Genomic DNA, 23,881 nt, shown 5'->3' with positions numbered 1-23,881 from the left:
TCCACGGCCCCGGCGCTGTTCGTACAAACGTGAACAACACACGTGAGGTCGACGTGGTCGTCATAGGCGCCGGGCAGGCAGGCTTGGCCGGCGCCTATCACCTGCGGCGCACCGGTTTCGAGCTGGAGCGCGACTTCGTGGTGCTGGACCACGCGCCCGCGCCGGGCGGGGCCTGGCAGTTCCGGTGGCCGTCGTTGACGTACGGCAAGGTGCACGGAATGCACGCGCTGCCGGGCATGGAACTCACGGACGCCGATCCGACCCGGCCGTCCGCCGAGGTGATCGCCGAGTACTTCGCCGCGTACGAGCGGGCCTTCGACCTGCGGGTACGGCGGCCGGCGGACGTGAAGGCGGTACGGGAGGGCGAGGGTGGCCGACTGCTCGTCGAGACGTCGGACGGTACGTGGTCGACGCGGGCGCTGATCAACGCGACGGGTACCTGGGACCGGCCGTTCTGGCCGCGTTATCCCGGTCAAGAGACCTTCCAGGGGCGGCAGTTGCACACCGCGCAGTATCCGGGGCCGGAGGAGTTCGCCGGGCTGCGGGTGGTCGTGGTGGGCGGGGGCGCGTCCGGCACGCAGCATCTGATGGAGCTGGCCCCCTACGCGGCCGCGACGACGTGGGTGACCCGGCGCCCGCCGGTCTTCCGCGAGGGCCCGTTCACCGAGGACGTGGGCCGGGCGGCCGTGGCGCTGGTCGAGGAGCGGGTGCGACAGGGGCTGCCCCCGAAGAGCGTCGTCTCCGTGACCGGGCTGCCGCTGAACGACGCGATCCGGCAGGCGATCGCGGACGGGGTCCTCGACCGGCAGCCGATGTTCGACCGGATCACACCCGACGGGGTGGACTGGAACGACGGCCGCCATGTGGACGCCGATGTCATCCTGTGGGCAACCGGCTTCCGGGCCGCGATCGACCACCTGTCCCCGCTGAAGCTGCGCGAGCCGGGTGGCGGTATCCGCGTCGAGGGAACACGCGCGGTCGCCGATCCGCGGGTCCATCTCGTCGGGTACGGACCGTCGGCGAGCACCATCGGCGCGAATCGGGCGGGACGGGCGGCAGTGCGGGACATCAGACGGTTGCTGGCCGGGGAGCCGGTGGCAGTCTGAGGTTGTTCGGGGCACTTACCGGCCGGCCCAGGGTCTTTTGAGGGGCGCGGGGAACTGCGCGACCAGCCACAGCGGACCCGCACCCGCCAACGAATCACAAGCCACTCACCCCGAAACGCGCACATGAGCCTGCCGCCGCACAGCCCCGCGACACATCAGGCGGCGCCGGCCGGAAAGCCGAGCGCCGCCCTACGGCGTCCCGCTCGGGTCACTTCACGGGCGACGCACTGTTCTTCTGGGCCGCGTTGAACTCGGCCACGTTGCGCTGGTGTTCCTCGTAGGTCGCCGCGAAGCGGGTGTCGCCGGGCTTGACCGTGACGAAGTACAGCCAGTCGCCCGGGGGCGGGTTGATCGCGGCGCGCATCGCGTCCTCGCCCGGGTTGTCGATCGGGGTGGGCGGCAGGCCCATGCGCTGGTAGGAGTTGTAGGGGCTGTCGAGCCGGGTGTCACTGCCGGTGGTCTTCAACGTGGCGCGGTTGAGCGCGTAGTTGATGGTGGAGTCCATCTGCAACGGCATGCCGCGTTCGAGGCGGTTGAAGATGACCCGGGCCACCTTCCCCATGTCGGCCGTGGACGCCGCCTCGGCCTGCACGATGCTCGCGATGGTGACCGCCTGATAGACGTTCATCGCGTTGCGCTGGGCGCCGGCCGCGACCGGGGCTCCGTTGAACTTCTTGTTCGCGGTGTTGACCATGAACGACAGAAGCGACACGGGCGTGGACTTCTTCTCCAGCGGATACGTCGCCGGGAAGAGATAGCCCTCGGGGTTGCCCTCCGCATCGGTCGGCAGTTTCAGGCCCGCTTTCGCGATCGACTTCTTGGTGGTCCCGACCGGCAGCGTGAGGACCTTGTCCACGGCCTCGTAGATCTGGCCCGAGCGCCAGCCCTCCGGGATCACCAGCGAGGTGGGGCGTGTGTCGCCCTCGCTCTCCAGGCTCAGCAGCGGCACCGCCACGGCGGTGCCGGCCACGACGGCCCCCGTCGCGATGAGGGCGACCCGGCCCCTGCGGGTCAGTCGAATCGTGCTCCGTGGCGGAGTGTTCATCTGCATGCGGGCACGGTAACCCGCACATCGTCACAAACCCGGCATATCTTCAGCTTGTCGGTTCCAGTTGGGCATCCCGGCGTACGAGAGCCGCGTACCGCCCGTCCCGATCGAGCAGTTCCTCGTGCGTGCCCCGCTCCGCGATCTGCCCGGAGTCGAGGACCATTATCTGGTCGGCGCTCCGGATGGTGGACAGCCGGTGCGCGATGGTGAGCGTGGTGCGGTTGGCCGACAGGGCGTCGATGGCGTCCTGGACGGCGGCCTCGGTGCGGTTGTCCAGCGCGCTGGTCGCCTCGTCCAGGATGAGGACCGGCGGGTCGCGCAGGATCGTGCGGGCGATGGCCAGTCGCTGCTTCTCGCCGCCGGAGAACCGGTGGCCGCGCTCGCCGACGACCGTGTCGTACCCGTCGGGCAGGCCCGCGATGTGCTCGTGGATCTGCGCCGCGCGCGCCGCCGTGTGCAGCTCCTCGTCGGTGGCGTCGGGCTTGGCGAAGCGGAGGTTCTCGGCGACCGAGGCGTGGAAGAGGTACGTCTCCTGGGAGACGACGCCGACGGCACGCGCGAGCGTGTCGAAGTCCAGGTCGCGGACGTCGACCCCGTCGAGGGTGACCCGGCCGCCCGTCACGTCGTAGAGCCGGGGTACGAGATAGCCGAGGGTCGACTTTCCGGCGCCGGTAGGGCCGACGATCGCGAGGCTGTTGCCCGCGGGGACGGTGATGTCGATGCCGTCGAGGATCGCGCCGCTCTTGTCGTCGTAGTGGAACTCGACGTCCTCGAAGCGGACTTCGCCCTTGATGGTGTCGAGGTGGACCGGGTTGTCGCGCTCGGTGATGTCGATCGGCAGGTCGAGATACTCGAAGATGCGCGCGAAGAGCGCCAGCGAGGTCTGGATCTGGACGCCGGTCGACAGCAGGCTGACGGCCGGGCGGAACAGGCCCTGCTGGAGCGAGACGAAGGCGACGATGGTGCCGATCGAGGCGTCCGGGCCACCCAGGTGCAGGGTCATGCCGGCCGTCCAGTAGATGACGGCGGGCATCGCGGCCATGACGATCGAGATGACGGACATACGCCAGCGCCCGGCCATGTTCGACCGGACTTCGAGGTCGACCAGGCCCTCGGACTCCTCGGAGAAGGAGCGGGTGAGCGAGTCGGAGCGGCCCATCGTGCGGCCGAGCAGGATGCCGCTGACGGACAGTGACTCGGTGACCGTGGCGGCCATCTCGGCCATCTGCCGCTGGCGTTGGGTCGCGATCTTCTTGCGTTCGTTGCCGACGCGGCGGCTGATCCACACGAAGACCGGGAGCAGCAGCAGCGAGACGACGGTCAGCCGCCAGTCCAGGGCGATCATCGCGATGATCGTGGCGACCACGCTGGTGAGGTTGGACACCAGGGACGTGGCCGTGGAGGTGACGGTCGCCTGCATGCCGCCGATGTCGTTGGCTATGCGGGACTGGACCTCGCCGGTGCGGGTCCGGGTGAAGAAGGCGAGCGACATGCGCTGGAGCCGGCCGTAGACCGCTGTGCGCAGGTCGTGCATGACGCGCTGGCCGACCGTGGTGGAGATCAGGGTCTGGAGCACGCCGAAGATGCTGGTCAGGACGGCGCTCAGGATCATGCCGAGCGCGAGGAGGCTCAGCAGGCCGGTGCGGTTCTGCGGAATGGCGACGTCCAGCGTCTCCTTCAGCAGGAACGGGGTCGCCACGGTGACCAGGGACGCGGCGCCGACCAGGAGGCCGACGACCGCGAGCCGGGCGCGGTAGGGCTTGAAGAGCTTGAGGATGCGGCGCACCTGCCGGGGTTGGTCGGTCGAGGTGCCGGGGGACGGTGTCCAGTTGATGTCGTCGCGGGGCATGGTCTCCTACGGATGGTGAGGCGATCAGGACTGGTCAAGCGCTCAGAACTCGTGGAGCGATGAGGCTTGGTGGAGCATAGCTCATTGTTACCTATACTCACAATGAACCAGGTCCTGATATTGTTCCCGTATGACCACCCCCGATTCCGACGGCCTCCTCGCGGAGCAGTTGCTGCGGCTCACCCGCCGGGTGCACCGCATCCAGAAGCGCCATCTGGAGCAGCGCGACCTCGGCATCACCCCCGCCCAGTCCCGGCTGCTGCGCACCCTCGCGCACTTCGACGCCCCGCCGCGCATGGCCGACCTCGCCGAGCGGCTTGAGGTGGTGCCGCGTGCCGTGACGACGCTGGTCGACGGCCTGGAGGCGAGCGGCAAGGTACGGCGCGCACCCGATCCGTCCAACCGGCGGGTGATCCGGATCGAGATCACGGACGACGGCCGCAAGGCGCTGCAGGAACTGCGGGGTGCGCGGCGGGGGGCCGCGGACGAGATCCTGGCGCCGCTCACAGATGTGGAGCGTGAGGTGTTGCGGGCGTTGCTGGACACGTTGGTGGACGGGGCGCCCGGTGCGCACGAGGGGCATGAGGGGCATGACGCCCACGGGGTGCACGGGGTGCACGAAGGGCATGGGCGCGGCCGGTCCTGCTGACCCGCTACCCGCCGCACCCCGTTGACCCGTTGACCCGTTGACCCGTTGACCCGTTGACCCGTTGACCCGTTGACCCGTTGACCCGTTGACCCGTTGACCCGTTGACCCGTTGACCCGTTGACCCGTTGACCCGTTGACCCGCGCCGAGGCTGCCGCCTGAGACCGGGTTCGCCTCACTCCGGCCAGTTCGACGCCTTGATGCGCTCCACGAAGTCGCCTCGCACGAAGCCCGGCACGAAGTGGGCCAGCACGTCCGCCTTGATGTTGCCGAACGTGGTCTCGGGGCGGTCCCTGATGCCCTCGGTGAAGGCGGCGAGGATGCCGTTCTTGAAGTCCGGGCGGGGGTGTGCCGCCACGACGGCCGCGCGCTGCTCGTCGGTGACGGCGTCGTAGCCGATGCCCACGACGTCCAGCCCCACACCCCGGTTGACCAGGGCGATCTCGGCCGCCATGTGCAGCGGGATCTCCTGCGTGGTGTGCAGGGCGATGCTCGCCCAGACCCGGTCGGCCGGCTCACCGGTGATGCCGTGGATGTGCAGGAACCGGCGGGCCTCGTCGGCGCCGTCGATCTCGAAGCGCTGGTCGGTGCGGCGGAACTTCTCGGTGAGCCCGAGGTCGTGGAACATCGCGGCCACGTAGAGCAGTTCGGGGTCGTAGTCGAGCCCCTGCTCCCGGCCGCGCAGGGCGCCCCACAGGAACACCCGCCGGGAGTGGTCGAACAGCAACGGCGACGTGGCCTCGCGCACCAGCTCGGTCGCCTCCCGCACCAGGGCGGTGTCAGGGATCTCCACGCCTGCGATCACTTCACTCATCGTTCTTGCCTCTCCTGGATGCCGTTGGATGCCGTATGCCTCCAGGATCGTCAGCGGCGTACGCTGGGGCCATGTCCTCACAGCCAGGAAAACCACAGATTCGGACATGGCTTCGGACGCGGGTCCAGACGCGGCTTCCGGCATGACACACCGGGTCGGATTCCTCGTCTTCGACGGCGTGACCATGCTCGACGTCAGCGGCCCCGCCGAGGTGCTGCACCAGTCCGGCAAGCTGGGGCACCCCTACGAGCTGGTGCTGGTCTCGCCCCACGGCGGCACGGTGACCGCCTCGAACGGGCTGACGCTGACCGGTACGGTGACCGCGGCCGAGGCCGGGCCGGTCGATACCGTCATCGTCGCCGGAGGTGATCGGCTGGCCCAACAGCTCGCCGAGGACGGGCTGTTGACCGCGACCCGTACCCTGACCGACCACGCCACCCGGGTCACGTCCGTCTGCACGGGCGCCTTCGTCCTCGCCCAACTCGGCCTGCTGGACGGCCGATCGGCCACGACCCACTGGCGGCACGCCGAGACGCTGGCCCGCCGTTACCCCCTCGTGCACGTCGAGCCGGACGCCATCCACGTCCGCGACGGGCACTTCGTCACCTCGGCGGGCATCAGCGCCGGGATCGACCTGGCGCTCGCCCTCGTCGAGGACGACCACGGCGCGGACGTGGCCAGGGACATCGCGCGCGAGCTGGTCGTCTTCATGCAACGCCCGGGCGGGCAGTCGCAGTTCTCCGCCGCGACCGCCACCCCACCACCGCGCACCGATCCGCTACGGTCGCTGATCGCCTCGGTGTTGGCGGACCCTGCCGCCGACCACAGCCTGCCCACCATGGCGGCGACCGTGACAGTCAGCCCCCGCCACCTGACACGCCTCTTCCGCACCGAACTCGGGACCACGCCCGCCCGTTGGGTCGAGCGGGTCCGTCTCGACCGCGCCCGGCATCTCCTCCTCGAAGGCCACAGCGTCACTTCGGCCGCGCACCACAGTGGGCTCGGCACCGACGAAACCCTCCGCCGCGCCTTCGCCCGCCATCTGGACACGACGCCGACGCACTATCGCAGCCGGTTCGCCAGTACGCGCGACCGGACATCCCTGCCGTGAGCCGTGGCCTGCCGGCTTCAACTCACGCCGACGCGGAAGGCCGCGTTGGCACCGTCGAGGCGCGCAGCCCTGTCAGCAACGCGGCCAGGATGCGTGTCAGTTGGGGTTCGACGTCGACCAGCGCATGTGCCAACTCGGGGCGGGATTCGTAGAGCGTTCGGAGGCGGGTGCCGGGTGCGGCCATCTGCAGCAGCGCCCCGGCCATGCTCGTCGCCGTGGCGATCACATCGATGGCCGAACGCTCGGTGATCGCGAGTATCCGGCACAACTCGGTTGCCAGCGAGGTCACTTCGCTCAGTACGACCGTCTTGAACTCGTAAACCGAGTCCAGTGAGACGTTGCGCTCCAGGTTCAACGGCGCCTGAGCCAGCAGGTCGCAGAAGAACGGCCGCGCGACGAGCGTCTGCGCGACAACGGCGGCGACCGCGCCGGAATCCCCGTCGGCGACTTCGCTCAACCGCGCGCGCAGCTCCGCCGACCAGTCCTCCCAGCCTTCGGCGGTCAGCGCCAGGAAGATCTGCTCCCGGGTCTCGAAGTACCGCAGCATCGCGGACTTGTGCATGCCCACGGCGGCGGCGATGTCCGTGAGGGTGACCTCGCGCACGCTGCGTTCGGCGCCGAGGGACCGGGCGGCGTCGAGGATCGCCCGCTCGCGCTGCTGCTTGGCGGCCGCGCTGCGGGCGCGCTGGGGACTGGGCGTGCTCATGACCCAGAGCGTAGCGCAACTTGGTTGCATTAATGTAGCGCAACCGGGTTGCACTAATAACGAAACAGTGTTTCGCTAGAGACATGACTCAGACATGGTTCATCACCGGTTCGTCCCGCGGCTTCGGCCGCGACCTCACCGTCGCGGCCCTGGAGGCCGGCGATCAGGTCGTCGCCACGGCACGCAAGCCGGAGCAGCTGGACGACCTCGTGGAGAAGTACGGCGACCGCGTACTCCCCGTAACGCTCGACGTCACCGACCGGGCAGCCGCAACGGCGGCTCTACAGGCCGGAGTTGACCGCTTCGGCGGGATAGACGTGGTCGTCAACAACGCCGGGTACGCCAATCTCTCTCCGGTCGAGACGACACCCGAGGACGACTTCCGTCGACAGTTCGACACCAACTTCTGGGGCGTCTACAACGTCTCGACGGCGGCGCTCCCGTTCCTGAGGGCGCGGGGCGCGGGCACGGTCGTACAGTTCTCGTCCGTCGGCGGCCGGGTCGGCGGGAATCCCGGGCTCGGGTCGTACCAGGCGGCGAAGTTCGCGGTCGACGGCTTCACGCGCGTGCTCGCGGCCGAGACAGCGCCGTTCGGCATCAGGTACCTCGTCGTGGAACCGGCCGGCTTCGCGACCGACTGGGCCGGTTCGTCGATGCAGATCCCGGAGGTGGCGCCGGAGTACGACGAGACCGTCGGCGCGATGATCCGTCTCTTCGACGGTCCCGTGGTCGCCGCGGGCGACCCGAAGCGCGCCGGGGAGATCCTGGTCCGCATCGTCAAGCAGCCGGACCTCCCCTCCCACCTCCTCCTGGGCGCCGCTGCCGTGGACATGGCGCAGAGCTATTCACGCGACCAGATCGCGCAGGCGGCCGCATGGGAGCCGGTGAGCCGCTCGGCCGACTTCGACCAGGACTACCCGGTCGACCTCATAGACACCGAGGCATAGGAAACCGCCCCACCCGGGCCACCGAAAAACGGGCCGCGACTCCCCCACCGTAGAAACGGAGCAGGAGCCGCAGCCCGCCGCGACGAACCGACTCACCCTCAACTGGACTCGGGGGCAGTCTCCTTGACGCGCTGCGCGGGAATCTCAGCCTCTTCCCGAACGGCTTCTTCCGGCACGGCCTCTTCCTCTACGGCCGTGACATCGCCTTCTTCCACGTCCGTGATCTCGCCGTCGAGGACCTTCTTCGCCCGCTCGATGTCGAGGGCGCCCTCCCAGCGGGAGACCGCGAAGACGGCGACGCAGTTGCCGAGGAGATTGGTGACGACGCGCATCGAGTCCATGATGCGGTCGACGCCGAGGAGCAGGGCGACCGCGCCGGCCGGGATCGCGCCCAGGGAGGAGGCGGTCGCGGACAGGGCGAGGAAGGCCGAACCGGGGATGCCGGCCATGCCCTTGCTGGTGAGCATGAGGACCAGGACGACGGTGATCTGTTGGCCCAGGCTGAGGTCGACACCGACGGCCTGGGCGATGAACAGCGTGCCGATGGAGAGGTAGAGCGAGGCGCCGTCGAGGTTGAAGGAGTAGCCGGTGGGCAGCACCAGGCCGACCGCGTCGTCCCGGGCGCCGGCCTTGCGCAGCTTCTGCATCACGCGCGGCATGACGGACTCGGTGGAGGCGGTGCCGAGCGCGAGGAGCATCTCCTCACGGATGTAGCGGAGGAACTTCCAGAGGCTGAGCCCGGTGACCATGCGAAGGGCGACGGCGAGCACCACGAGGAAGAGCGCGGCGGCGACGTAGCAGAGGATGATCAGCTTGGCGTAGGTCTTCATGACGCCGAGCCCGTACTGGCCGACCAGGACGGCCATCGCGCCGAAGACGGCGAGCGGGGCGAGTCGCATGACGAAGCCGACGATCGCGAAGATGATCTCCTGGGCCTGCTCGATGGCGGGCAGGACCTGCGGCACCTTGGTGTGGCCGAGGTGGAGCAGCGCGGCGCCCACCAGGCAGGCCAGGATGAGGACTTGGAGCAGGGAGTTCTCGGCGAAGGCGCCGATGAAGCTCGTGGGGAGCGAGTTGACGATGAACTCGGTCGTCGAGGGCAGCGCGGCGCCGCCCGTCTTCGCGTCCACCGCCGAGGTGTTGAGCGTCGACGGATCGACGTGCATCCCGGAACCGGGCTGGACCACGTTGGCGAGGACCAGCCCGATGATCAGGGCCGCGGTGCTCGCGACCTCGAACCAGATCAGCGCCTTGAGGCCGATCCGGCCGAAGGCCTTCAGGTCACCGGCCTTGGCGATGCCGACGACGACCACGCAGAACACGAGCGGCGAGATGATCGTCTTGATGAGCCGGGTGAATCCGTCACCGAGCGGCTGGAGGTCCGTGGCCACGTCGGGCCACAGCTTTCCGACGAGGATGCCGAAGACGAGCGCGCAGGCGACCTGCGCGAAGAGTGAGGTACGCAGTATGCGTGCGACGCGTCGCGGCAGGGGCGGGACGGACGGCGGCACGGGCACTCCTTGAGGGGGGACGGTCGTTCGCGGAAGTCGATGGGGGACGACTTCTGCGATACGGAAAGCGGCTTCCGAGTGGACACTTTGAAGCCGTTGTTGATCGTCCGGAAAACCTCCGTGTGACGGCCGTGTAAATCACACACCTGAGTGACGCATCGCACGCACAACGCCTCAGCAGCCGCTGCGGTCCTCGGTGAGCACCCCCTGCGCGGTCGCCAGCGAACGGTCGTAGCAGCCGCCCGAGCCGTACAGCCGGTAGCGCTCGCTCGACGTCCCGACCGCGTGCCGCTGGTCGCGGGGCACGTTCAGCGTGTAGGTCGCGTCCCCGGCGTAGGTGTCGTCGAGCCGCGACCACCCGGTCCGCCGCCCGTCCCGCGTGTCGACGACCGCCGCCCGGTCGCCGAGCGTGAGAACGGTACGCAGCCGGTCGTCCGTCCCGATCGTCGTCGCGCCGTTCATCGTGTACGTCCGGTGCGTGGCCGTCGTCCTGGCCGGTCCACGCCCGTCCACGGTCACCGACTCGTCGTCCGTCCAGGTCGCGTCGAGCCCGTCCATGTTCTCGCCGTCGGTCCAGCGGTGTACGGAGGTGTTCGCGAGCGTCCGGTCGACGGTGGTCCGTACCCGGCCGTGCGAGGTGTCGACGTACCCGGCCGTGGTCAGCCGGTGGCCCGCGTCGGTGTCCACGCGTTCCTCCGAACCGGGCGTGTACGTCGAGGAGTTGGCTAGCTCTCCGGCCCGGTCGAGGGTGAGTTTTCCGGTGACGTGGGCGCGCTGCGCATCCTGCCAGACGAGTACGTTCACCGGCGCGCTCCACCCGCTCTGTCCCTCGGGCACGCCCACGACGGAGACGTCGACATGGTGCGGGCGACCGTCGTTGAGCAGCCCGGCGAAGGGAGTGAGGTCGTATTCGATCGGCTTGACGTCGAAGGCGCGCGGGCCGGGAATGACGTACCAGAGGAAGGGGTCGGACCAGCCGCCGGTCCACACGTTCGGGAACGGGGCGGCGATTCCGGCGAGTTGACCGTCGACCTTGATCTGCACCTCGCGATAGGGGCCTTTGTCGGCCTGGCAGGAGTACGGCGCCGAGTCGGGCACGGCGAGATACCAGAACTCCTCGCAGCCGCCGCCGGATCCGGTGGCGTAGACCTCGGCGACGATGCGTTCGGTGTTGCGCGGGGTGGTGAGGGTCGAGTCGGTGGCGAGGGTGAGGACGCGGTCGGGAGTCTGCGCCGCCGCGGGTCTGCCCTCGTAGAACGTCAGTGTGGCCTTGACGCCGATGACTCCGGTGTACGTGTCGTCGACGACGTTGCCGATGAGCATCTCGACGTCCTGCGTGCTGCGGAAGGTGGCACTGTAGCGGGTGACGTCCTTCTCGACGGACCAGGCGATGCCGTCGGGCGAGGGTTCCGGCGTCGATGTGCGGAGGATCTCGACGCCGCCGACGTGCAGGTAGCCGAGTCGGTCGTACTGCCGGCCCTTGACCGTGCCGTCGAGGCGCAGGACGACCTTGCTCCAGTGGTCGCCGCAGGCCTTGGGCGGGGTGTAAGTGCCCTGGTACGGGGTGAAGTCGCGGAACTCGGTGTCGGCGAGGGTGACTTGGCAGGACTTCGTCGCGGGCCTGGCGATGGGTGGGGCGGCGGTGAGGGGGTCGTGCCAGTCGGTGCCGAACTCGGCGGGGATGTCTGCGACTTGGGCCTTCGTGTCGACCGACCGGCTCTTCGTGTCGGCTACTTGGGCCGTCGTGTCGGCCGCCTGGGCGGGGCTCGCTCCGAGGAGGGTGCTCGCCAGGAGGGTCGCTCCGGCGAGCATGGACATGACTATCCGGCTTCTCATGGGCGGTGTTCTACCCCTTGAGGTCCGCCCTGTCCCCCATCAGCACCACGGGATGCCGGGCCGGGTCGAGTGTGCGCAGCAGGTACTCCATCGCCTCCTTGGAGAGGCTGACACAGGCGGACGTACCGCTGCCGTGGTCCAGGTGCAACCAGATCCCGCCACCCTTGTCCTCGCCCTCGGGCTGCTCCGCGTCGTCGGGCGGGGTGCCGGGGACGCGGTTGTAGTCGATGGCGATGACGTAGTCGAAGTCGTGCCAGTGCGACTCGTCCCAGTCGCGCGGCGCCTCGTACGACTCGTCCTGGGAGTACGGCAGTGCCGTGCCCGGGTCGTCGAGCACACCGCCCGCGGCGGTCAGCGTGAACACGCCGACGGGGCTGCGTTTGTCGCCGAGGTGGTGGTCGGTGGTCCAGCCCAGCTTGCCGTTGTGCGCGGGCCAACTGGCGGCCCGGGCCCAGGTGTTGCCATGCTTGGTGAACAGGACGGCGGTGGAGTCCGGAGAGTCCTTGCCGTTGCCGTAGACCGTGAGGACCTGGCTCGTGTCGGTGAGGACGGCGCGCTGGAGCCGGTCGCCGACGTCCGGGATACGGGTCGGGTCCGGGGCGGAGGTGGTGACGGCCGGTCTCGGGTGGGTCGCCCGGGCGCCGGGTCTCCCTTCCGTGCCGCCGGGGTGTCCGGAGTGCGCGCTTCCGCACGCGGACAGGGTCGTCATCGTCAGGAGGGAACCGAGAGCCGCCATCGCGACCGTCGCACGTCGTGTGCCGCCACTCTGCATCGAGCCATGGTCACATCGCATTCGATGGCATTGCGTGAGGTCACGGACATCTCGCCCCTGATGGGTGAACGCCGGTTCTGACCCCTGCCAGGGAAAACCGCTTGCTCCGGACCACTCTGCGACGCGAACCTTTCACGGTTTGTTGCCGTACTCCGCTCGCGGTGTGTTGCCGCGCTCCACGCTTCCTCCCTCCCCCTTCCCGTCTGACAAGAGCCACTGGGACGTCATGCAGATTCAAGACCTTCCGTATCCCGACCCGGGTGTGCCCGACGCGCGCTCGGGGCCCCGATTCCTGTGGTGGCTCGGCCGGAATCAGCTCGGTGGTCAGCTCAAGTCCCTGGCCTGGGGACTGCTGCACTTCGTGTCCGTCTCCGCGCTGCCGTTCTGTGTGGGGTTCGCCGTGCAGGCCGTGGTCGACCGCTCCGGGAGCCGGCTGGCCCAGACCGGCGGGCTGCTGGTGCTGTGCGGGGCGGGCATCGCCGTGGGCGACACCTTCCTGCACCGGGCCGCCGTCACCAACTGGATCACGGCCGCCGCCCGCGTCCAGCAACTGCTGGCCCGCCAGGCGGCCCACCTCGGCTCGGCACTGACCCGGCGGGTCGCCGCCGGTGAGGTGGTGGCCGTGTCCACGGGTGACGTCGAGAAGATCGGCTGGTTCGTGGAGGCACTGTCCCGCTTCCTGGCCGCCGCGCTGACGCTCGTCATCGCGTGCGTCGGCCTGCTCCTGTACCAACCCGCGCTCGGTGTCGTCGTCGCCGTGGGGGTGCCCGTGCTGGCGGTGTCCGTGCTGCCGCTGCTGCCCCGCGCCACCCGGCGCGCCGACGTGCAGCGCGAGAAGGCGGGCCGCGCCACCGAACTCGCCTCCGACACCGTCGCCGGGCTGCGGGTGCTGCGCGGCATCGGCGGCGAGGAGCTCTTCCTCGACCGCTACCGCCGTGCCTCCCAGGAGGTACGCCACGCGGCTGTGCGCAGTGCCCGGATGTGGGCGGTCATCTCCGCGATCCAGGTGCTGATGCCGGGTCTGCTGCTGATCGCGATCGTCTGGCACGGCGTGCGGCTGGCCCGCGAGGGACGGATCACCGTCGGCGAACTGGTCACCGTCTACAGCGCGGTGATGGTCATGTCCTACCCGCTGCGGCACTTCGAGGAGATCGCCATGGCGTACTCCTTCTCCCGGCCCTCCGCCAAACGCGCCGCGCGCGTCCTGTCCCTGGAGCGGGTCACCGACACCGGGGGGACGCGCGCGGCCGAGGTGCCCGCCGGCGATCTGTACGACCCCGACACCGGTCTGCTCGCGCCCTCCGGCCGGCTCACCGCCGTGGTGTGCGGCGACCCGGACGCGGCCGGGCGACTGGCGGAACGGCTCGGCGGACACCCCGCCGAGGCGGGCGTCTCCGTGCTCCTGGACGGCGTACCGCTCGACGAACTCCCCCTCGACTCGGCGCGCACCGCCGTCCTCGTCCAGGACAAGGACCCGGTGCTGCTGTCCGGTTCGCTGCGCGAACTGCTCGACGTGCCCGCCTCGGGTGCGGTCGGCGCGGCGGAGGCCCTGGCCGCCGCGCAGTGCGGGGATGTGCTGGTGGCGCTCGCGCAGGGTTCGCTCGACACCGAGGACCCGATGGACGCCCGCATCACCGAACGCGGACGCTCCCTCTCCGGCGGCCAGCGCCAACGGCTCGCCCTGGCACGGTCGTTGATCACGGACCCGGAGGTCCTCGTGCTGGACGAGCCGACCTCCGCCGTCGACTCCCACACCGAGGCCCGGATCGCCGACGGCGTACGGGAGTTGAGGACCGGCCGGACCACGGTGGTGTTCACCTCCTCGCCGCTGCTCCTGGACCACGCGGACCGGGTCGTGCTCGTGCACGAGGGCGAGGTGGTGGCGGTCGGTGCCCACCGCGACCTGCTCCGGAGCGAGCCCCGGTACCGGGCGGTGGTGACGCGCGAGACCGAGGAGGAGTCCGCGTCACGGGAGGCGTCGGACGGCGAACAGGCCTCCCTGCGGGGCGAGTCGAACCAGGACGAGGCTCCCCTCCTGGATGCCGTGGAAGACGACGATGCCTCCCTGCGAGGCGCCCTGGACGACGAAACCGCTCTGCGGAGCGCACTGGAAGAAATCGAGGAGAGCGCATGATCGGCGTGGCGCCCCCGGCCTACGACCCGGCGGCCCCGACCACGGCGAACACCCTGCCGGTCGGCGCCCCCGCGACCGTACGCGCGTACGTGTCCGAGCTGTTCCACCGGCATCGCCGTGCCTTCCTCCTTCTCGTCACCGTGAACACGGTCGCCGTGATCGCCTCGATGGTGGGTCCCTATCTGCTCGGCGATCTCGTCGAGCGGGTGTCGGACGGCGCGCGGGAACTCCATCTCGGCCTGACCATCGGGGTGTTCGTGGCCGCGCTCGCCGTGCAGGCCCTGTTCATCCGGCAGGTGCGGTTGCGGGGCGCGATGCTCGGCGAGCGGATGCTGGCCGACCTGCGCGAGGACTTCCTCGTCCGGTCGGTCGGGCTGCCGCCGGGCGTCCTGGAACGGGCGGGCACCGGCGACCTCCTGTCCCGCATCACCACCGACATCGACCGGCTCGCCAACGCGATGCGGGAAGCCGTGCCGCAACTGGCGATCGGTGTGGTGTGGGTGGTGCTGCTGATCGGCGGTCTCGTCGTCACCGTGCCGCCGCTCGCGCCCGCCGTGCTGATCGCGGTGCCGGTGCTGGTGATCGGCTGCCGCTGGTACTTCAAGCGCGCACCGGCCGGCTACCGCTCCGAGGCCGCAGGGTACGCCGCCGTGGCCGCGGCCCTCGCCGAGACCGTGGACGCCGGCCGGACCGTCGAGGCCCACCGCCTCGGCGACCGGCGCATCGCCCTCTCCGAGCGCCGCGTCAAGGAGTGGACCGCCTGGGAGAACTACACGCTCTGGCTGCGGTCGGTGCTCTTCCCGGTGATCAACGTCACCCATGTCACGGTGCTCTGCTCGGTCCTGATGCTCGGCGGGGTGTTCGTCCTGCGGGGCTGGATCGACGTGGGCGAACTGACGACGGGCGCCCTCATCGCGCAGATGCTCGTCGACCCGGTGAACCTGATCCTGCGCTGGTACGACGAGCTCCAGGTCGCCCAGGTCTCGCTGGCCCGGCTGGTCGGCGTCCGTGACATCGAGCCCGATGCCGGGGACGCCGCGCTGTCCCCCGAGGGCCGGGACGTGCACGCGGACCGGGTGCACTTCGGCTACCGCGAGGGCGTCGACGTGCTCCGCAAGGTGTCCCTGGAGGTCGCGCCCGGCACCCGGCTGGCCCTGGTCGGCCCCTCGGGCGCGGGCAAGTCCACGCTGGGCAGGCTGCTCGCCGGCATCTACGCGCCCCGGGACGGCCGGATCACCCTCGGCGGCGCCGAACTCTCCCGGATGACCGCGGAACACGTCCGCTCCCATGTGGCCCTCGTCAACCAGGAGCACCACGTCTTCGTGGGCTCCCTGCGCGACAACCTCCTGCTCGCCCGGACCGACGCGGGGGACGCCGAGCTGTGGGCGGCGCTGGGCGCGGTCGACGCGGACGGGTGGGCGCGGGCGCTGGACGAGGGTCTGGACACCGAGGTCGGCTCGGGCGGGCTCGCGCTCACCCCGGCCCAGGCCCAGCAGATCGCGCTGGCTCGGCTGGTGCTGGCCGATCCGCACACCCTGGTCCTGGACGAGGCGACCTCGCTTCTCGACCCGCGCGCGGCCCGGCACCTCGAACGGTCCCTGGCGCGCGTCCTCGACGGTCGCACGGTCGTCGCGATCGCGCACCGTCTGCACACCGCCCATGACGCGGACGTCATCGCCGTCGTCGAGAACGGGCGGATCAGTGAGCTGGGGAGCCATGACGAGTTGGTGGCGGCGGAGGGGGCGTACGCGGCGCTTTGGCGGTCGTGGCACGGGTAGCTCCGCTGGTTGAGCGGGGACTGGGGTGCGGGTCGGTGGGGGGCTGGTCGGGGAGGGACGTGAATGACCTGCGGATCGGTGGGAACCTGCGGGCCGGTGGGGGCTGGTCGCGCAGTTCCCCGCGCCCCTTTCGGGGCGCCTTGTCGCGCCGGAACCGGATGCGGGCCGGGGTCGTGGCGTTGCGCGGTGGGGAAAAGGGGTGGAAGGCTGGGGAGTGGCACCGGTTCGGGGAGTGCCCGGGGACCATGTGGTTCGTGCCGGGCGCCGAGTGTGCCCCGCACAGCGGCGACCCGCCGCCGACCGCGGTGAGAACGGGCCGGTCCCCACCACCTGGAGGTACCCGTGAACAGCGCCGACGGATGGGGAGACGACGTCTACCAGCCCGACGGATCCGAGGTGCAGGACGACGCGGGTCTGCTCGACGCGGAGGACACCCTGGTGGCCGACGGCGTGGAGGACCCCCTCGACCGCGGCTGGTCCCCACCGGACCGCCCCTGGGCGGTGGAACGCGACGACGTGACGGCCGCTGGGCGCGAGCACGGCGAGACGCTCGACCAGCGCCTCGCCGAGGAGGTCCCGGATCTCGGCGTGTCCGACGGCGACGGCATCGGCGACTCCGAGGACACCGACGGCGAGCTCCTGGACACCGAGGTCGGAGACACCCGCTCGGGCCGGCTCGTGGCACCCGACGAAGGAGCACACGAGGACCAGGAGAGCGGCCTGGTCGCCACGGACGTGGGCATCGACGGTGCCGCCGCCTCCGCCGAGGAGGCCGCGATGCACATCGTCGACGAGGACGAGGACTCCCTCTACGGCTGACCTCGCCGGCCCTTCGCCGTCCACCGCACCAACGTCGCAGGAGGAGCAGTCATGCAGCAGGACAAGCAGCCCGACTACCACCCCGTGGTCTTCCGGGACCGCGCCGCCGGATACGCCTTCCTGACCCGGTCCACCGCGACCAGCGACCGGACCATCGAGTGGGACGACGGCGAGACCTACCCGGTCGTGGACGTGGAGATCTCCTCGGAGAGCCACCCCTTCTACACCGGTAAGGCGCGGACGGTGGACACGGAGGGACGCATCGCCCAGTTCGAGCGGCGCTACGGCGGCGGCGAGGCGGGCCAGGGTTCCGACGGGGCGTGAGCCGGCATCCGCGTCGGTGCGGACGCCGGGACCGAGGCCGGGCCTCAGATCACGTTGAGCGCCGCCGCGCAGCCCACTCCCCCGAGGAGTATGAACACCGGCATCAGCACCTTGAGCTCGATCCAGCTGCCCGCGCGGAACCGCATCACCTTCGGCGGCCCGATCGGGTACCAACGCTTGCGGCCCAAGGGGATCGGCCACAGGATCGGGCAGCCGGAGACGGTCAGCGCGTCCCCGATGTCGTGCACCAGCGCACCCAGCACGACCGGCAGTCCCAGCCACAGGTACTGGTGCTGGTCCGTGAACAGCCAGTCCGAACCGTTGCCCGGCTTGTCCAGCACTCCGGCCAGGATCCACGCGCTGGTCGCCGCCAGCAGCCACACCAGGATGTCGCTGCTGGAGCCGCGGGCCGCCCGCCACAGCAACCCCTCGATGGCCAGCACCATGTGCACGAAGAGGATCACCAGCACCCCCCAGCGACCGCCCATGATCGCCACGGCCGCGCTCCCCGCCCCGATCAGAACCGCCCACAACCAGGTATGGGTAAGGGTGCGGTGCCCTCCGGAGCGGCGCGGGTCGCCCTGCTTCCTGGTCCCCTTGTACGCGGCGTACGAGAGCTTGTCGACGATCTCGCACAAAGCCTTGGATACGGGTCCGAAGGCCCGGGAGATGGTCGCCGCCTTGTGGTCGAGGTCCGGGGCGAGCGCGGCGCCGGCGCAGATCAGGGCGCCGACCAGGATCACCGGCCAGGGCATCGGATGCCCGGCCGCGGCAGTCGCCGCTCCGACGCCGAGCCAGGCCGCCGCTCCCGACAGTGAGTGTGCTGGTCCCATCATGGCCGTTCCCCGCCCCATTCCTCTTACGCCGCCGGTCAGTTGCTCGGGCGCCCTGACACTCTGTCGGCGACACAGCGTAGCGGTAGCGATCTTCGTCCCCGCAGCCGATTCCCCCATCGGCCACGGCGCCAGGCAAGATGGGGTCGTGACCCTCATCGACCAGTTGCCGCCGACCGCAGATCCCGACGCCCTCTACGAAGCCTTCGAGTCCTGGGCCAAGGAACGCGGTCTCACGCTCTACCCCCATCAGGAGGAGGCGCTGATCGAGGTGGTCTCCGGTGCGAACGTGATCGTGTCGACGCCCACCGGCTCCGGCAAAAGCATGATCGCCGCCGGTGCGCACTTCGCGGCGCTGGCCCGGGACGAGGTCACCTTCTACACCGCCCCGATCAAGGCCCTGGTCTCGGAGAAGTTCTTCGAGCTGTGCAAGATGTTCGGCACCGATAACGTCGGCATGCTGACCGGCGACGCGTCCGTCAACTCCGACGCCCCCATCATCTGCTGCACCGCGGAGGTCCTCGCGTCGATCGCCCTGCGGGACGGCAAGCACGCGGACGTCGGCCAGGTCGTCATGGACGAGTTCCACTTCTACGCGGAGGCGGACCGCGGCTGGGCCTGGCAGATCCCGATCCTGGAGCTGCCGCAGGCGCAGTTCATCCTGATGTCGGCCACGCTCGGCGACGTCGCGATGTTCGAGAAGGACCTCACCCGTCGTACCGGGCGCCCCACTTCGGTGGTCCGTTCGGCGATCCGGCCGGTGCCGCTGTCCTACGAGTACCGGCTGACCCCGCTCACCGAGACGCTGACCGAGCTGCTGGAGACCAGGCAGGCGCCGGTCTACATCGTGCACTTCACCCAGGCGCAGGCCGTGGAGCGGGCGCAGGCGCTGATGAGCATCAACATGAGCTCGCGCGAGGAGAAGGACCAGATCGCCGAGCTGATCGGCAACTTCCGCTTCACCACCAAGTTCGGCCGCAATCTCTCCCGTTACGTACGGCACGGCATCGGTGTGCACCACGCCGGCATGCTGCCCAAGTACCGGCGCCTGGTGGAGAAGCTCGCGCAGGCCGGTCTGTTGAAGGTCATCTGCGGTACGGACACGCTCGGGGTGGGGGTCAACGTGCCCATCCGCACCGTGCTGTTCACGGCGCTGGCCAAGTACGACGGCATCCGGGTGCGCACGCTGCGCGCCCGCGAGTTCCACCAGATCGCGGGCCGCGCCGGACGCGCCGGCTTCGACACGGCGGGGCTCGTGGTCGCGCAGGCCCCCGAGCACGTCGTCGAGAACGAGAAGGCGCTCGCCAAGGCGGGCGACGACCCGAAGAAGCGCCGGAAGGTCGTCCGCAAGAAGGCGCCCGAGGGCTTCGTCGGCTGGTCGGACGGCACCTTCGAGAAGCTCATCACCTCCGACCCGGAGCCGTTGACGTCCCGCTTCCGGGTCACGCACACGATGCTGCTGTCGGTGATCGCCCGCCCGGGCAACGCCTTCGACGCGATGCGGCATCTCCTGGAGGACAACCACGAGCCGCGCAAGCAGCAGTTGCGGCACATCCGGCGCGCGATCGCCATCTACCGCTCGCTCCTGGACGGCGGCATCGTCGAGAAGCTCGACACCCCGGACGCCGAGGGCCGCATCGTGCGCCTCACGGTCGACCTTCAGCAGGACTTCGCGCTCAACCAGCCGCTGTCGACCTTCGCGCTCGCCGCGTTCGAGCTGCTGGACCCCGAATCGCCGTCGTACGCGCTGGACATGGTGTCCGTCGTCGAGTCCACGCTGGACGACCCGCGGCAGATCCTGGCCGCCCAGCAGAACAAGGCGCGCGGCGAGGCCGTCGCCGCGATGAAGGCGGACGGCGTCGAGTACGAGGACCGCATGGAGCGCCTCCAGGACGTCAGCTACCCCAAGCCGCTGGAGGAGTTGCTCTTCCACGCGTACAACACGTACCGCAAGAGCCACCCCTGGGTTGGCGACCACCCATTGTCCCCGAAGTCCGTGATCCGTGACATGTACGAACGGGCCATGTCCTTCACGGAGTTGACCTCGTACTACGAGCTGGCCCGCACCGAGGGCATCGTGCTGCGTTACCTCGCCGGCGCCTTCAAGGCCCTCGACCACACCGTCCCGGACGACCTCAAGTCCGAGGATCTGGAGGATCTGATCGCCTGGCTCGGCGAGATGGTGCGTCAGGTCGACTCCAGTCTGCTGGACGAGTGGGAGCAGCTCGCGAACCCGGCGGAGATGACCGCAGAGGAGGCCCAGGAGAAGGCCGACCAGGTCAAGCCGGTCACCGCGAACGCGCGCGCTTTCCGAGTCCTGGTGCGCAACGCGATGTTCCGCCGCGTCGAACTCGCCGCCCTCGACCATGTCGACGAACTGGGCGGGTTGGACGCCGAGTCGGGCTGGGACGCGGACGCGTGGGGCGAGGCGATGGACAAGTACTGGGACGAGTACGAGGACCTCGGCACCGGCCCCGACGCCCGTGGGCCCAAGCTCCTGCTCATCGAGGAGGAGCCGCAGCACAGCCTGTGGCGCGTTCGGCAGATTTTCGCCGACCCGAACGGCGATCATGACTGGGGCATCAGCGCGGAGATCGATCTCGCGGCCTCCGACACCGAGGGCCGTGCGGTCGTCCGTGTCACCGACGTCGGCCAGCTGTGAGCACAGGAGAATCCCACCCATGACGAACCCGGCAGAGCGGCTCGTCGACCTGCTCGACCTGGAGCAGATCGAGGTCAACATCTTCCGTGGCCGCAGCCCGCACGAGTCGCTACAGCGGGTCTTCGGCGGCCAGGTCGCCGGCCAGGCGCTGGTCGCCGCGGGGCGCACCACGGAGGGCGACCGGCCCGTGCACTCGCTGCACGCGTACTTCCTGCGCCCGGGCCGGCCGGGCGTGCCGATCGTGTACCAGGTCGAGCGGGTGCGGGACGGGCGGTCGTTCACCACCCGTCGGGTCACCGGCGTACAGCAGGGCCGCACGATCTTCAATCTCACCGCCTCCTTCCACAAGCCTGAGCAGGGTCCCTTCGAGCACCAGCTGCCGGCCCGCGAGGTCCCGGACCCGGAGTCCCTGCCGACGGTGTCGGAGGAGGTCCGGGCCCATCTGGGCGTGCTGCCCGAGCAGTTGGAGCGGATGGCACGCCGTCAGCCCTTCGACATCCGGTACGCGGACGGGCTGCGCTGGAGCGCCGAGGAGATCAAGGACGCCGAGCCGCGCAGCGCGGTGTGGATGCGCGCGGTCGGGCCACTCGGCGACGATCCGCTGGTGCACACCTGCGCGCTGACGTACGCCAGCGACATGACGCTCCTGGACGCCGTCCGCATCCCCGTCGAACCCCTGTGGGGACCGCGGAACTTCGACATGGCGTCGCTGGACCACGCCATGTGGTTCCACCGGCCGTTCCGCGCGGACGAGTGGTTCCTGTACGACCAGGAGTCCCCGATCGCGACGGGCGGCCGCGGTCTGGCCCGCGGGCGCATCTACGACCTGGAGGGACGCCTGCTCGTCTCGGTCGTCCAGGAAGGGCTTTTCAGAGCGCTGTAACCGGTGGACGTGCTGCGCTGTGGCTCACGCACTTCTGCGGCGCAGCCAGCCCAACATGCCGCGTGATCGCTCGGGTTCCGGCACCGGTTCCTGCTCCGGCGGATGTTCGCTCAAGGACGCCAGCGGTCCGACAGGTTCGGCGGTCCGCGGCGATCCAGCCGGCTCGGCGGTCGCTCGTGGTTGAGTGAGCTCGGCGGTCGGTCGTGGTGCGGCCCGTTCGACGGTCGACCGCGGTGCGGCCGGTGCGGCTGTCGGCCGTGGTGCGGGGCGGTGGCCGCGGGCCTCGTCCAGCACCTGGGCCAGATCCGCTCGCAGCCATCCGATCTCGTCCGGGTCCTCCGCCGTCATGATCCGCTCGGCGAGGTGGGTGGCGGCCGAGCCGGGAGCCCCGTGAGCGGGCGGGTCCGGCCGGAAGCGGTTCAAGTAGGCGCGCTCGTACGGGTCCTGGACGATCTCGGCGACCTGGACGGGATCGAGCAGCGCGGCCAGGGCGCCGGCGCGCTCCCACGGGCCGTCGGCCTGGCGGAGCAGGAACCCGAGATGCCGTCCTCGCCAGTTGCGGGACCTAAGATCCAGGCCCTCTCGCAGTTGGTCCCGCATTCCCTCGGGCGTACGGCCGTTCAGCAGCGTGGTGTGGTTCTTGTCGGCCGCGAACTGCCGTAGCTCTTCGGCGAGATAGAGCCAGACCACGGCCCGATAGCGGTTCAGATAGAACTTCACCGGCACGACCAGTCCCAGCCGGGCGAGGCGGGTGAACCTGGCGGAGGTGACGTCCATGAGGGCCGCGCCGTCCGTGGTGCCCACGGTCCTGACGCTTTCCAGGAGTGTTTCCGGGAATCCGTCCGTCGAGCGCAGTCGGTCGATCTCGGCGTGGGCGACGCTTCGGCCGCCGCCGCCTTCGTCGGGCGCGGTGCGGATGCGTCCGAGATGTACGGCGAGGTCGAACTCGCCTCGCTTGAGCCCCAGTTCCCGTGCCGCGCGACTGGGCGTGCACGAGAGGTCGGACGGTTTGGTGATGGTGTTTCCTGCCATGGTCGATCTCCCCCGCGGAGTCCGATGCTCACGCTGTGTGCGTTTGCGATGAACAAACCGTAACCGGATCGGCGGATCTCGTGGCAGGCCTGTGGATAACTCTGCGGAGGCCAGTGAAGTCGCAGGTCAGAGCTCTGTGACGGGGGTCCGCTCGGGCTGGCGGGCGTCCACGCCGAGGTGCTCGCCGACCCGGTTGACGAGGAGCGTCATCTCGTAGGCGATCTGGCCGATGTCCGCTTCCGCGCCACTGAGGACGCACAGACAGCTGCCGCTCCCCGCAGCGGTGACGAACAGGACGGCGTCGTCGAACTCGATCATCGTCTGGCGCACGCCGCCCGCGCCGAAGTGGCGTCCCGAGCCCTTGGCCAGGCTGTGCAGTCCGGACGAGACGGCGGCGAGATGTTCGGCGTCCTCGCGGCGCAGTCCTGTGCTCGCGCCCGTCACCAGTCCGTCGTTGGACAGGACCAGCGCGTGGCGTACGTGCTCGACGCGCTCGGTCAGATCGTCCAGCAGCCAGCTCAGTCCCTGGTTCTGCGCCATGTTCCGGCCTCCCCGTGTCGCCTCTCCCCCTGGCCGGAGGATCTCCGGTCAGCCTTCCCCACCTCCGTCGCCCGGGCAAGGAGGATAGGCGCATGGCACAGAAGATGACCGACGAGGAATGGCGGGCGTTCGTCTCGCTCGGCACGCGCACCGGCAAGCTGTCGACCGTACGCGCCGATGGGAGCCCTCATGTGGCGCCGATCTGGTTCCTGCTGGACGGCGACGATGTGGTGTTCAACACCGCGAAGGAAACGGTAAAAGGGCGCAATCTGTCCCGTGACGGGCGAGTCGCCCTGTGCGTGGACAACGATCGGCCGCCGTTCGACTTCGTGGTGCTCCAGGGGCGCGCCGAGTTGTCCGAGGAGCCGGGTGAGCTCCGGTACTGGGCCGCCCGGATCGGGGCCCGCTACATGGGCGAGGAGCGCGCCGAGGAGTTCGGTGCCCGCAACGGGGTCCCGGGCGAACTCCTCGTCCGCGTCACGGTCGAGAAGGTTCTCGCGCAGAAGGGCATTTCGGAGTGAGACGCCCC

General features: G+C 70.0%; 21 protein-coding genes. 11 read left to right on the top strand and 10 right to left on the bottom strand.

Going from position 1 to position 23,881, the window contains the following annotated elements:
• The first annotated feature begins 29 nt into the window (after positions 1–29).
• The gene (locus OG194_RS41120; protein WP_327405799.1) at positions 30–1,106 is read left to right on the top strand and encodes an NAD(P)-binding domain-containing protein; all 1,077 of its coding nucleotides are present in this window, start codon (positions 30–32) and stop codon (positions 1,104–1,106) included.
• 208 nt (positions 1,107–1,314) lie between these two features.
• Here the strand turns inward: OG194_RS41120 and mltG are convergent, their stop codons facing one another.
• Positions 1,315–2,157: an endolytic transglycosylase MltG gene (gene mltG, locus OG194_RS41115; RefSeq protein ID WP_327405798.1), complete on the bottom strand. Its 843-nt coding sequence runs from the start codon at positions 2,155–2,157 to the stop codon at positions 1,315–1,317.
• 43 nt (positions 2,158–2,200) lie between these two features.
• Complete coding sequence (locus OG194_RS41110) at positions 2,201–4,003, bottom strand: ABC transporter ATP-binding protein (protein WP_327405797.1); 1,803 nt, start codon at positions 4,001–4,003, stop codon at positions 2,201–2,203.
• A gap of 130 nt (positions 4,004–4,133) precedes the next feature.
• On the opposite strand from OG194_RS41110, the gene OG194_RS41105 reads away from it, so the two are divergent.
• A complete protein-coding gene (locus tag OG194_RS41105; protein WP_327405796.1) occupies positions 4,134–4,652 on the top strand; it encodes a MarR family winged helix-turn-helix transcriptional regulator in 519 nt (172 codons plus the stop codon).
• A gap of 173 nt (positions 4,653–4,825) precedes the next feature.
• On the opposite strand, the gene OG194_RS41100 is transcribed toward OG194_RS41105, so the two are convergent.
• Positions 4,826–5,464: an HD domain-containing protein gene (locus OG194_RS41100; protein WP_327405795.1), complete on the bottom strand. Its 639-nt coding sequence runs from the start codon at positions 5,462–5,464 to the stop codon at positions 4,826–4,828.
• Positions 5,465–5,570: 106 nt separating this feature from the next.
• Here OG194_RS41100 and OG194_RS41095 point away from each other — a divergent pair, with 106 nt between their 5' ends.
• Positions 5,571–6,575 carry a GlxA family transcriptional regulator gene (locus tag OG194_RS41095; protein WP_327405794.1) on the top strand — a complete coding sequence of 335 codons (1,005 nt, stop codon included), beginning with the start codon at positions 5,571–5,573 and terminating at the stop codon, positions 6,573–6,575.
• A gap of 22 nt (positions 6,576–6,597) precedes the next feature.
• Here OG194_RS41095 and OG194_RS41090 read toward each other — a convergent pair whose 3' ends face one another.
• Positions 6,598–7,281, bottom strand: a complete 684-nt coding sequence (locus OG194_RS41090) for a TetR family transcriptional regulator (RefSeq protein WP_327405793.1) — start codon at positions 7,279–7,281, stop codon at positions 6,598–6,600.
• Between the two features lie 83 nt (positions 7,282–7,364).
• Here OG194_RS41090 and OG194_RS41085 point away from each other — a divergent pair, with 83 nt between their 5' ends.
• On the top strand, positions 7,365–8,228 hold the full coding sequence (locus OG194_RS41085) for an SDR family NAD(P)-dependent oxidoreductase (protein WP_327405792.1): 864 nt from the start codon (positions 7,365–7,367) through the stop codon (positions 8,226–8,228).
• 98 nt (positions 8,229–8,326) lie between these two features.
• On the opposite strand, the gene OG194_RS41080 is transcribed toward OG194_RS41085, so the two are convergent.
• The 3 genes from OG194_RS41080 to OG194_RS41070 all read right to left on the bottom strand — a co-directional run bounded on the left by OG194_RS41080 (position 8,327) and on the right by OG194_RS41070 (position 12,347).
• Positions 8,327–9,739 (bottom strand): cation:dicarboxylate symporter family transporter, encoded by a 1,413-nt coding sequence (locus OG194_RS41080; protein ID WP_327405791.1) that lies wholly within the window; start codon positions 9,737–9,739, stop codon positions 8,327–8,329.
• A 174-nt stretch (positions 9,740–9,913) separates the two neighbouring features.
• Positions 9,914–11,575 carry a peptide-N4-asparagine amidase gene (locus OG194_RS41075; RefSeq protein WP_327405790.1) on the bottom strand — a complete coding sequence of 554 codons (1,662 nt, stop codon included), beginning with the start codon at positions 11,573–11,575 and terminating at the stop codon, positions 9,914–9,916.
• A gap of 10 nt (positions 11,576–11,585) precedes the next feature.
• Positions 11,586–12,347 (bottom strand): L,D-transpeptidase family protein, encoded by a 762-nt coding sequence (locus OG194_RS41070; RefSeq protein ID WP_327405789.1) that lies wholly within the window; start codon positions 12,345–12,347, stop codon positions 11,586–11,588.
• 226 nt (positions 12,348–12,573) lie between these two features.
• On the opposite strand from OG194_RS41070, the gene OG194_RS41065 reads away from it, so the two are divergent.
• The 4 genes from OG194_RS41065 to OG194_RS41050 all read left to right on the top strand — a co-directional run bounded on the left by OG194_RS41065 (position 12,574) and on the right by OG194_RS41050 (position 17,402).
• Complete coding sequence (locus OG194_RS41065) at positions 12,574–14,481, top strand: ABC transporter ATP-binding protein (RefSeq protein WP_327405788.1); 1,908 nt, start codon at positions 12,574–12,576, stop codon at positions 14,479–14,481.
• Positions 14,478–16,259: an ABC transporter ATP-binding protein gene (locus OG194_RS41060; RefSeq protein WP_327405787.1), complete on the top strand. Its 1,782-nt coding sequence runs from the start codon at positions 14,478–14,480 to the stop codon at positions 16,257–16,259. The genes OG194_RS41065 and OG194_RS41060 overlap by 4 nt, the downstream gene beginning before the upstream one ends.
• Positions 16,260–16,601: 342 nt before the next feature.
• Positions 16,602–17,078 carry a DUF5709 domain-containing protein gene (locus OG194_RS41055; protein ID WP_327405786.1) on the top strand — a complete coding sequence of 159 codons (477 nt, stop codon included), beginning with the start codon at positions 16,602–16,604 and terminating at the stop codon, positions 17,076–17,078.
• A 51-nt stretch (positions 17,079–17,129) separates the two neighbouring features.
• Positions 17,130–17,402: a type B 50S ribosomal protein L31 gene (locus OG194_RS41050; protein ID WP_327405785.1), complete on the top strand. Its 273-nt coding sequence runs from the start codon at positions 17,130–17,132 to the stop codon at positions 17,400–17,402.
• 44 nt (positions 17,403–17,446) lie between these two features.
• Here OG194_RS41050 and OG194_RS41045 read toward each other — a convergent pair whose 3' ends face one another.
• Complete coding sequence (locus OG194_RS41045) at positions 17,447–18,238, bottom strand: metal-dependent hydrolase (RefSeq protein ID WP_327405784.1); 792 nt, start codon at positions 18,236–18,238, stop codon at positions 17,447–17,449.
• A 145-nt stretch (positions 18,239–18,383) separates the two neighbouring features.
• Between OG194_RS41045 and OG194_RS41040 the strand changes: the two genes are divergently transcribed.
• Entirely contained in the window at positions 18,384–20,897 is a 2,514-nt protein-coding gene (locus tag OG194_RS41040) for a DEAD/DEAH box helicase (RefSeq protein WP_327405783.1), read from the top strand.
• Between the two features lie 19 nt (positions 20,898–20,916).
• Positions 20,917–21,780: an acyl-CoA thioesterase gene (locus tag OG194_RS41035; RefSeq protein ID WP_327405782.1), complete on the top strand. Its 864-nt coding sequence runs from the start codon at positions 20,917–20,919 to the stop codon at positions 21,778–21,780.
• A gap of 24 nt (positions 21,781–21,804) precedes the next feature.
• Here OG194_RS41035 and OG194_RS41030 read toward each other — a convergent pair whose 3' ends face one another.
• Together OG194_RS41030 and OG194_RS41025 are read right to left on the bottom strand one after the other, a co-directional pair.
• Positions 21,805–22,812: a DUF6397 family protein gene (locus OG194_RS41030; RefSeq protein WP_327405781.1), complete on the bottom strand. Its 1,008-nt coding sequence runs from the start codon at positions 22,810–22,812 to the stop codon at positions 21,805–21,807.
• 126 nt (positions 22,813–22,938) lie between these two features.
• Positions 22,939–23,352 carry a roadblock/LC7 domain-containing protein gene (locus OG194_RS41025; RefSeq protein WP_043668693.1) on the bottom strand — a complete coding sequence of 138 codons (414 nt, stop codon included), beginning with the start codon at positions 23,350–23,352 and terminating at the stop codon, positions 22,939–22,941.
• A gap of 92 nt (positions 23,353–23,444) precedes the next feature.
• Between OG194_RS41025 and OG194_RS41020 the strand changes: the two genes are divergently transcribed.
• Positions 23,445–23,873 carry a PPOX class F420-dependent oxidoreductase gene (locus tag OG194_RS41020; protein WP_327405780.1) on the top strand — a complete coding sequence of 143 codons (429 nt, stop codon included), beginning with the start codon at positions 23,445–23,447 and terminating at the stop codon, positions 23,871–23,873.
• The last annotated feature ends 8 nt before the right edge of the window (positions 23,874–23,881 follow it).

Source organism: Streptomyces sp. NBC_01288 (assembly GCF_035982055.1).
Taxonomy (GTDB): Bacteria; Actinomycetota; Actinomycetes; order Streptomycetales; family Streptomycetaceae; genus Streptomyces.
This window is presented reverse-complemented; position numbering and strand designations above follow the sequence as displayed.